Source organism: Frankia sp. CoWAU3, assembly GCF_977971855.1.
The window spans coordinates 1-5,269 of sequence record NZ_CDWWXB010000227.1 but is presented as its reverse complement, the minus strand read 5'-3'; the positions used below and the strand labels follow the sequence as shown (position 1 = coordinate 5,269).

2 protein-coding genes and 2 pseudogenes are annotated in these 5,269 nt (G+C 66.8%); 3 read left to right on the top strand and 1 reads right to left on the bottom strand.

Annotated features, from left to right (window positions below):
- Positions 1–76: 76 nt before the first annotated feature.
- Positions 77–1,828 carry a molecular chaperone DnaK gene (dnaK, locus tag AC08ON_RS15930; RefSeq protein WP_476617250.1) on the bottom strand — a complete coding sequence of 584 codons (1,752 nt, stop codon included), beginning with the start codon at positions 1,826–1,828 and terminating at the stop codon, positions 77–79.
- 501 nt (positions 1,829–2,329) lie between these two features.
- Here dnaK and AC08ON_RS15925 point away from each other — a divergent pair.
- The 3 genes and pseudogenes from AC08ON_RS15925 to AC08ON_RS15915 all read left to right on the top strand — a co-directional run.
- Positions 2,330–2,839 carry an Hsp20/alpha crystallin family protein gene (locus tag AC08ON_RS15925; protein WP_011436591.1) on the top strand — a complete coding sequence of 170 codons (510 nt, stop codon included), beginning with the start codon at positions 2,330–2,332 and terminating at the stop codon, positions 2,837–2,839.
- Positions 2,840–3,050: 211 nt separating this feature from the next.
- A pseudogene (gene groL / locus AC08ON_RS15920) lies at positions 3,051–4,677 on the top strand (chaperonin GroEL).
- Between the two features lie 86 nt (positions 4,678–4,763).
- Positions 4,764–4,915, top strand: a pseudogene (locus AC08ON_RS15915) (IS6 family transposase); the annotation flags it as partial.
- Positions 4,916–5,269: the final 354 nt, after the last annotated feature.

Here is a 5,269-nt window from a genome sequence, read left to right as displayed (position 1 = left end):
CACGCTGTGACGCCGAGCCCGACCACCCGGCGCGGACAGCCACGCCTGCAACCGACCCAGCCCACACCGGAAATCCTCACCTCAGGGCGCGGACCCGGTCCACCGGAGCCTCCTCTTTGATGGCCTGGCGGGCGTCGGCGACCAGCAGGTCGGCGCGGGCCTTCTCGTGGGGCGGGGCGGCGTCACCGAGTTCGGCCAGCAGCCGTTCGACGCGGTAGGCGACCGAGTCCAGCTCGTTGCGGGCGTCGATTGCGGCGCGTAGCGCCTGGTCGGTGGTGCGGTTACGTTCCGCCTCGGTGATCATCCGTTCGACCTCCTCCTTGGGGAGGTTGGAGGTCTCACTGATCGTGATCGACTGCTGGGCTCCGGTGTCCTTGTCGCGGGCGGTGACGTTGAGGATGCCGTTGGCGTCGATGTCGAAGGTGACCTCGATCTGCGGTTCGCCGCGGGGCGCCGGGCGGATGTTTTCCAGGCGGAAGCGGCCGAGTACCCGGTTGTCGGCGGCGCGTTCGCGTTCGCCCTGCAGCACCACGATGTCCACGGCCGGCTGGTTGTCCTCCGCGGTGGAGAACACCTCGGAGCGTCGCACCGGGATCGTGGTGTTGCGTTCGACGATTTTCGTCATCAGGCCGCCGCGGGTCTCCACCCCGAGGGAGAGCGGGGTGACGTCGAGCAGGAGCACGTCGGAGACCTCGCCCTTGAGCACCCCGGCCTGGATCGCCGCGCCCAGGGCGACGACCTCGTCGGGGTTGACGATCATGTTCGGTTCCTTGCCGCCGGTCAGCCGCCGGACCAGTGCCTGCACCGCGGGCATCCGGGTGGCGCCGCCGACGAGGATCACCTCGTCGAGGTCGTCGGCGCTGATCTTGGCGTCCTCCATCGCCTGGCGAACCGGTCCCATGGTCCGTTCGACCAGGTCGGCGGTGATCTGTTCGAAGGTGGAGCGCATGACCGTGGTGGTCAGGTGCCGCGGCCCGGTGGCGTCGGCGGTGATGAACGGCAGGTTCACCTGGGTCTGGGTGACCGAGCTCAGTTCGACCTTGGCCTTCTCCGCGGCCTCGAACAGCCGTTGCAGCGCCTGGGGGTCCCGGCGCAGGTCGATGCCCTGTTCCCGGTGGAACCCGTCGGCGAGGTAGTCGACCAGCCGGCGGTCGAAGTCGTCCCCGCCCAGGTGGCTGTCCCCGGCCGTGGCCCGGACCTCGACCACCCCGTCGCCGACGTCGAGGATGCTCACGTCGAACGTGCCGCCGCCGAGATCGAAGACCAGGACGGTCTCGTGGCCCTCCTTGTCCAGCCCGTACGCCAATGCGGCCGCGGTCGGCTCGTTGATGATCCGCAGCACGTTCAGGCCGGCGATCCGGCCGGCGTCCTTCGTCGCGGTGCGCTGCGCGTCGTTGAAGTAGGCCGGCACCGTGATGACCGCTTCGGTGACCTTCTCGCCCAGGTTCCGCCCGGCGTCGTCGGCCAGCTTGCGCAGCACCAGCGCGCTGATCTCCTCCGGCGCGTAGAGCTTGTCCCGGATCCTGAACCGGGCGGCGCCCTCCGGGCCCGGGACGACGTCGAAGGCGACCGCTTTGGCCTCCTCGGTCACCTCGTCATAGCGGCGGCCGATGAACCGCTTGGCCGAGTAGATCGTGCCCTTCGGGTTCAGGATCGCCTGCCGTCGCGCCAGCTGCCCGACCAGGCGTTCACCGCTCTCGGTGAACGCCACCACCGACGGTGTCGTCCGCGCACCCTCCGCGTTCGGGATGGCCCTCGGCTCGCCACCCTCCCAGGCGGCGATCACCGAATTGGTCGTCCCCAGATCAATGCCGACTGCCTTCGCCATCGAATGCTCCTCCAGAAGCGAACCTCGCACATATGACGAATCGGGCGTTCCCACGCCGTGAGTAGGATTCACGCGGATAAACCGGCCCCACAGCAGGGAACCTGTCCAGGATTTTCCCAGCAAAACGCATTGCCTACGGAGTATCGCTTGTCGGTAGGCGAAGGAAGGGATCACGAAAAGGCTTTGATCGCCAGTAGGTCCTGATTGCCAGGGGAGCTGGAGCACCGGGGGAGCTGGAGCACCAGGGGAGCTGGCAGAGCCACACCGGTCGGGGCCGGGTCAGGACAGGGACCGGGGGCCTGAGCCCGGCAGGACGGGCAGCACCAGGCAGCGCCGGTTTCTGGCCCTACAGCCGATTTCTGGCCTACAGCCGGCTGCAGCCGGGTGTCTCTCGGCCGCGGCCCGCAGTTTTCGGGACGGCGAGGCAGGGGTAGAGGCAAGGCATAGTCAATTGGACGCAAAGGTGATAGCCGGCCGGCCTGGCCGGAAGGAGCGATGATCATGACACTGCCCGTACGACGCGGAGAAGGCCTGGGAACGCTGGCACGGTGGGATCCGTTCCGGGAGATCGAGGACGCCTGGACCCGCATGGGCAATCTGCTCGGCGACGTCATAGGCGGCGTCGAGGGCCGTCCGGCGCGGTTGCTGGGCGGCATGGTGCAGCCGGTCGACATCGAGGAGACCGAGGACGCGTTCGTGATCGATCTCGATCTTCCCGGGGTGCGCCGGGAGGACATCTCCGTAGACCTGCGTGACAACGAGCTGTTCGTCACCGGTGAAATCAAGGAGCGGGAACGCACGGGAGTACTGCGCCGCCGTAGCCGCCCGGTGGGCCGGTTCGAGCACCGCATCGCCGTGCCGGGTGACATTGATCCGGAATCGGTGCACGCCACCCTGGCCGACGGAGTACTCACCATCCGGCTGGCGAAGGCCAAGCGGAGCCAGCCCAAGCACATCGAGATCAGCACCGGCCCCGAGGGCCAAGGCACCGGCCCCGAGGGCCAAAGCTGACTGAGCGCCTGGTATACAATTGAGCGCGCCTGGTACCCGGACCCGCCAGCGCGCCCTCCACCGGGACCCCGGCAGACCCGGCCTGTCCAGCCGGTCGGCTTGCCCCGCCAGCAGGCGATACCAACGATTTGTAATTAGGGTGTTGCATGTCGCGAGGATGGGCCTGCGATGTTTGCGGGGTCCGGTCGCGTTCTGCTTCAGGGGAACCATCATGCCAAAGATCATCGCTTACGAGGAGGAAGCACGGCGCGGGCTGGAACGTGGCATGAACCAGCTGGCCGGCGCCGTGAAGGTGACGCTCGGTCCGAAGGGGCGCAACGTCGTCCTGGAGAAGAAGTGGGGCGTTCCCGCCATCACCAATGACGGCGTCTCCATCGCCAGGGAGATCGAGCTCGAAGATCCGTATGAGAAGATCGGTGCCGAGATGGTCAAGGAGGTCGCCAAGAAGACCGACGAGGTGGCCGGCGACGGCACCACGACGGCGACCGTTCTGGCGGAGGCACTGGTCCATGAGGGCCTGCGGAACGTGGCCGCGGGCGCGAACCCGATCGCCCTCAAACGTGGCATCGAGCTGGCTGTCGAGCGGGTCTGTGGGGAACTGGCCAATCTGTCCAGGGAGCTGGAAACCAAGGATCAGATCGCCTCAACGGCCTCGATCTCGGCCGGCGGGGACACCGCGATCGGCCAGATCATCGCCGAGGCGATGGACAAGGTCGGCCGGGACGGCGTCATCACCGTCGAGGAGAGCAACACCTTCGGCCTCGAGCTGGAGCTCACCGAAGGTATGCGTTTCGACAAGGGCTACATCTCGCCGTACTTCATCACTGATCAGGAGCGGATGGAGTGCGTCCTGGAGGACCCCTACATCCTGGTCGCCAACATCAAGATTTCGCTGGTCAAGGACCTGCTCCCGCTGTTGGAGAAGGTCATGCAGGCCGGCAGGCCGCTGCTGGTCATCGCCGAGAACATTGAGGGGGAGGCCCTGGCGACCCTGGTCGTCAACAAGATCCGCGGTACGTTCCGGTCCGTGGCCGTGAACGCGCCGGGTTTCGGCGAGCGGCGCAAGGCCATGCTCGGCGATATCGCCGTTCTGACGGGCAGTCAGGTGATCAGTGAGGAGGTTGGTCTCAGGCTGGAGAACGCCGACCTCGATCTGCTTTGGCCGGGCCCGCAAGGTTGTCGTTACCAAGGATGACACGACCATTATCGAGGGCGCCGGCGACCCGGGCCGGATCGCCGGTCGGGTCAGCCAGATCCGTAGCGAGATCGAGAAGTCGGACTCCGACTACGATCGCGAGAAGCTGCAGGAGCGGCTGGCCAGGCTCGCCGGTGGCGTGGCCGTCATCAAAGCCGGCGCGGCCACCGAGGTCGAGCTCAAGGAGCGTAAGCACCGCATCGAGGACGCGGTCCGCAACGCGAAGGCCGCCGTTGAGGAGGGCATCGTCCCCGGCGGTGGGGTGGCTCTGCTGCTGGCCTCGGAGGCTGTCTTCGACGGGCTGGAGGTGGCTGAGGACGAGCGGACCGGGGCCGAGATGGTGCGCCGCGCGTTGACCGAGCCGCTCCGGCAGATCGCGATCAATGCCGGTCTGGAAGGCGGCGTCGTGGTCGAGAAGGTCCGCAACCTGCAACCGGGGTGGGGGCTGGACGCCGCCACCGGCGAGCACGTCAACATGCTCGAGGCCGGGATCATCGACCCGACCAAGGTCACCCGCTCCGCCCTGCAGAATGCCGCATCCATCGCCGGGCTGTTCCTCACCACCGAGGCCGTCGTTGCCGAAAAGCCAGAGGAAAAGGAAACCGCGGCAGCGCCAGCTGGTGGGGGTGGCCTGGAGTACTGAAAAAATCGGAATGCGAGCTGATCGGAGCCGACCGACGGTGACTGGTACAGCCGGATCGGGTTGTCCGGAGGGCATCGGTGAGAGGACGCGGGCTGAAACGCCTCCGCTCCGTCCAACCGTCGGAGCCGGGCACGCCCCCGTCCAGAGCATCTGCCGTGGCCACCACGAACTCGGGACCGATGCCGACCCGTTGCCGCAGTTATCAACTGCCTTCACCGAGTTCGCCCACGCCGTCTGATCATCGTGTTCCACCTGGGTGTCAGCATGCGGTGGCCCTCTGCGACGGGATGTTGACGATCGGATCTTCCTCGTCCCGTACAGAAGGCCACCTTTATGGGGCGACACGTCGGCTATCTCGAAGGTTGACATCGGAAACATGCGGAAGCCCACCGGTGCTCGACACGCGGCGGCGGTCATCACGAATCCCGCGAATACCCAGAAAGCCAGGTGACCACGGCGGTCTCGTGCCCAGGTCACGCATCATTCAGAGCGAGGCAGCCCCGCTGCAACTACCAAGTTCGAGGGTTTGGACCGCTACTTGTCGGAACTCGACGCGTACCGATCGTGAACATGGAGGGCGGAATCAAGCGGT

Bases quoted from the DNA above. Each gene is read 5' to 3' on its own strand.
- AC08ON_RS15925 (WP_011436591.1), top strand. From the start codon at position 2,330: ATGACACTGCCCGTACGACGCGGAGAAGGCCTGGGAACGCTGGCACGG.
- dnaK (WP_476617250.1), bottom strand. From the start codon at position 1,828: ATGGCGAAGGCAGTCGGCATTGATCTGGGGACGACCAATTCGGTGATC.